This is a genomic window from Psychrobacter sp. TB55-MNA-CIBAN-0194 (assembly GCF_040309505.1).
Classification (GTDB): Bacteria; Pseudomonadota; Gammaproteobacteria; order Pseudomonadales; family Moraxellaceae; genus Psychrobacter; species Psychrobacter fozii.
Genome location: NZ_JBEOOW010000127.1, coordinates 1 through 291 on the forward strand (window position 1 = coordinate 1; position 291 = coordinate 291).

1 protein-coding gene is annotated in these 291 nt (G+C 41.9%); it reads right to left on the minus strand.

The genetic code is table 11. The features are described from left to right. A partial coding sequence (locus AAEY75_RS14535; protein ID WP_352259959.1) for an ATP-binding protein occupies positions 1 to 291 on the minus strand: 291 nt, incomplete at both ends.

The window sequence follows — 291 nt, forward strand, 5'->3', positions numbered from 1 at the left end:
TTTTTCACCTTGCGTAGAACGATCAGGTAAGTCAAAACGATCTTCTGCCGGAAGAAGTTTTTTAGTGGTTTTTGAGGCAGTACCAATGGTTAACCAGCTGTCACTTAGCTGATCAAATGTCATTCCGCAGCCATTGTCGATAATCGCTCCACACTTTATATCTGCATCATATAAATGAAGCGCCACATCTCTTGCGTAAGCATCGTATGAGTTTTTCCATAATTCACTAACAGCAGTAGGAGCATCAGCAATTTGACCTTTGCCTAGATGATCAATAGTTCGAGCCTGTGC